Origin of the sequence: Helicobacter trogontum, from assembly GCF_000765905.2 — a bacterium.
GTDB lineage: Bacteria > Campylobacterota > Campylobacteria > Campylobacterales > Helicobacteraceae > Helicobacter_A > Helicobacter_A trogontum.
Window position 1 is genome coordinate 1 of the sequence record NZ_JRPL02000066.1, and the last position, 2,601, is coordinate 2,601.

5 protein-coding genes are annotated in these 2,601 nt (G+C 31.5%); all 5 read left to right on the forward strand.

Going from position 1 to position 2,601, the window contains the following annotated elements:
• The first annotated feature begins 95 nt into the window (after positions 1-95).
• Genes LS81_RS10650 through LS81_RS10670 form a run of 5 tightly spaced genes read left to right on the forward strand, consistent with a single transcriptional unit; the run spans position 96 to position 2,527 of the window.
• Positions 96-602: a hypothetical protein gene (locus LS81_RS10650; protein WP_104696550.1), complete on the forward strand. Its 507-nt coding sequence runs from the start codon at positions 96-98 to the stop codon at positions 600-602.
• Positions 580-774: a hypothetical protein gene (locus LS81_RS10655; RefSeq protein ID WP_034347974.1), complete on the forward strand. Its 195-nt coding sequence runs from the start codon at positions 580-582 to the stop codon at positions 772-774. Before LS81_RS10650 ends, LS81_RS10655 begins: the two co-directional genes overlap by 23 nt.
• A gap of 16 nt (positions 775-790) precedes the next feature.
• A complete protein-coding gene (locus LS81_RS10660; protein ID WP_104696549.1) occupies positions 791-1,576 on the forward strand; it encodes a hypothetical protein in 786 nt (261 codons plus the stop codon).
• Positions 1,577-1,607: 31 nt separating this feature from the next.
• Positions 1,608-1,829 carry a hypothetical protein gene (locus tag LS81_RS10665; RefSeq protein ID WP_052096505.1) on the forward strand — a complete coding sequence of 74 codons (222 nt, stop codon included), beginning with the start codon at positions 1,608-1,610 and terminating at the stop codon, positions 1,827-1,829.
• Positions 1,826-2,527 carry a hypothetical protein gene (locus LS81_RS10670; protein ID WP_138069948.1) on the forward strand — a complete coding sequence of 234 codons (702 nt, stop codon included), beginning with the start codon at positions 1,826-1,828 and terminating at the stop codon, positions 2,525-2,527. Before LS81_RS10665 ends, LS81_RS10670 begins: the two co-directional genes overlap by 4 nt.
• Positions 2,528-2,601 lie beyond the last annotated feature (74 nt).

Below are 2,601 nucleotides of genomic sequence, written 5' to 3' on the forward strand. Positions count from 1 at the left end.
ATTCTATCCCCTAGATTCTACGAAAAATACAAAGATTTAGAAGTAGAAATAGATGATAAAGGTAATATTGTGCGTTGGATAGGACAGATAAATAGATGAATAGTCAATGGGTTGATGTAGAGTTTGAGGAAAGCATCCCGCCTAATGTTATTAGAATAGAAACAGAGGATAATAGTGGGAAGTATATAGAGATAGAGTTTGGTAAAAGCGTAGAGGAAATAGAAAGGGAAATTGAGAAAGAAGATGAGATAAGGCAAGAGGTTGAAGAATTTTTGGGCTATCCTAGTGATAGTATAGCAGATGCGTCCGATTCTATATCCTACTATCAAGCTTTAATGGGCAATGAAGTAAAAACCGATATAAGTAATGTAGCCTTACCACGATTTATGCCAAGATTTAATAGACCTAAAGGTTCTAAAAGACTATACAAGAAAAATCCACCCAAAGCACCCGAATACGCAAGAAATGAAAAAGATGTAATGAGAATTGTGAGGGAGTTGCCAAAACAAGGCTATAGATTAGTGTGGAAAGCTAGAGATTTTGAGCATTTAAAACAAATTTGGAAAAGATTAACAAAATATGCTAAAAAAAATAGAACCTAGAAACGATAAAAAATATGGAGAGCATATTGATAGGACACAACTAAAAGATAAAATAGAGATTAATTTTAGACAAAAATCCAAAAGTGGTTCACAAGGCAAAAGCGGTGATGAAACCATAGATATTAAATTTAATTCAAAAGGAGAAAAAACCATTTGGAAAATTCATTATTAAGTTTCAAGGAACTAAAATGGAAATAAAGTTAATTTATGGTTTGGGCTATCAGGTTTTTATGGAGAAAGGTAGTTATGAATTTAAGGTAAGTTATGAGGAGGGTTGGGAAGATTTAATTAATGCTTTTTTAAAACTCTATCCACAGGCAAAAAAGACAGATATTTTAGAACTATTGGAATATATGCTAATGTATATGATATGCTCCGAAAATAGATTAAGAGAATGTGATGAGATTCTTTGGTTTCCACTAAGTAAGGATAGCGAAGGTTATGGTAAAAATGGAGTTTGTTTTAATGAACCTCTCCCAAGCTTTGAGAGTGAATATATCAGTATTTTGGGGGAATTGTTTCTTGCTGGATATGTAGATTTTGTGGCAGAGGAGGAAATTAAAGAAAAAGAATACAAAGATGTCTATTTGTCAGAATATAAAGCAAATATATATGAAGCTTGGAAGTATTTTAGGGATAATTATTTTTATAAATATGCTTTTCAAAAGTTTGATGATGAGGATATTTTAATCTATAATGGTAAAGAATATAGTGTGCAAGATTGTCCGAGATATTATGATAAAAAAGAAAAAATGAAAATACTTTGTGGTTATAGCACAATGTATAGCCCTACCTCTTGGGATACTCCAAAATATTGGAGTCAATATAATATTTGGGTAGCAAGAACCCCTAAAGGAGATGAATACTTTGAAAAAGTCTTAACCCCTAGATTCTACAAAAAATACAAAGATTTAAGTGTAGAAATAGATGATAAAGGTAATATTGTGCATTGGATAGGACAGATAAATAGATGAGTGGTAATTCTCTAAAAATGAAAAAGCATTTATGACTAAAGACAACAAGCAAATAAGAGAAATTTGGGACGATATTACAGAGGGAGCGGAGATATTAGAAGAAAAACTTGATAGAAAAGGAGGAACTATGATAAAAAGACGAAGACTTAGTGATGGCACGATAATTCAGTTAAGGAAGAAATCTAATTCTGGTGGTTCCACCATAGAAATAGATAGTAAAATAAAAATCCACAGCATAAAGGACAAAAAATGAGATATAAAATACTCACACATACACAAAGTTATCTATTTTTGGAACTTTCGGACGAAATTTGTAAGCTAATGAAAAATCATCAAAAAACACCCTATAATTTAGAGTTTGAACTTTTTTTACAGATTCCAAACCTGACTAAAGTAGATATTTTGGAGTATTTTGAAGAGAGTATTTTAGATTTAGCAACAGGATACTCTGGTAATGGTATAGAACTAGATTCTTTGTTTTTTGAATTTTTATTTGATAACACTAATGTAATGGCAGATAACTCTGCTAACCCAACTTATATCAGCGAATACATTAACATTGTAGGACAACTCTTTTTGGGTGGATATATAGACTTTGGCTTATGTGGTTTGCAGGATAAAGAGGAAAATTTACTTTCTAGGCAAAGAGACAAATACCAAGCTTGGATTCACTTTAGGGATAATTTCTTTTATACTGATGCGTATTATAGGGATATAACAGAAGTGAGAGAAAAATACCCCAATATGAGTGATGATGAGTATATTTATTCTAATTGGGATACACCACAATATTGGGATAGTTATAGATTTTGGGTAGCAAGAACCCCTAAAGGAGATGAATACTTTGAAAAAGTCTTAGCCCCTAGATTCTACGAAAAATACAAAGATTTAGAAGTAGAGATAGATGATAAAGGCAATATTGTGCATTGGATAGGACAAATCAATCGATGAGTAGCAATTCTCTGAAAATGAAAAAGTATTTATGACTAAAGACAACAAGCAAATAAGAGAAATTTGGGACGATA

Bases quoted from the DNA above. Each gene is read 5' to 3' on its own strand.
- LS81_RS10650 (WP_104696550.1), top strand. From the start codon at position 96: ATGAATAGTCAATGGGTTGATGTAGAGTTTGAGGAAAGCATCCCGCCT.
- LS81_RS10655 (WP_034347974.1), top strand. From the start codon at position 580: ATGCTAAAAAAAATAGAACCTAGAAACGATAAAAAATATGGAGAGCAT.
- LS81_RS10660 (WP_104696549.1), top strand. From the start codon at position 791: ATGGAAATAAAGTTAATTTATGGTTTGGGCTATCAGGTTTTTATGGAG.
- LS81_RS10665 (WP_052096505.1), top strand. From the start codon at position 1,608: ATGACTAAAGACAACAAGCAAATAAGAGAAATTTGGGACGATATTACA.
- LS81_RS10670 (WP_138069948.1), top strand. From the start codon at position 1,826: ATGAGATATAAAATACTCACACATACACAAAGTTATCTATTTTTGGAA.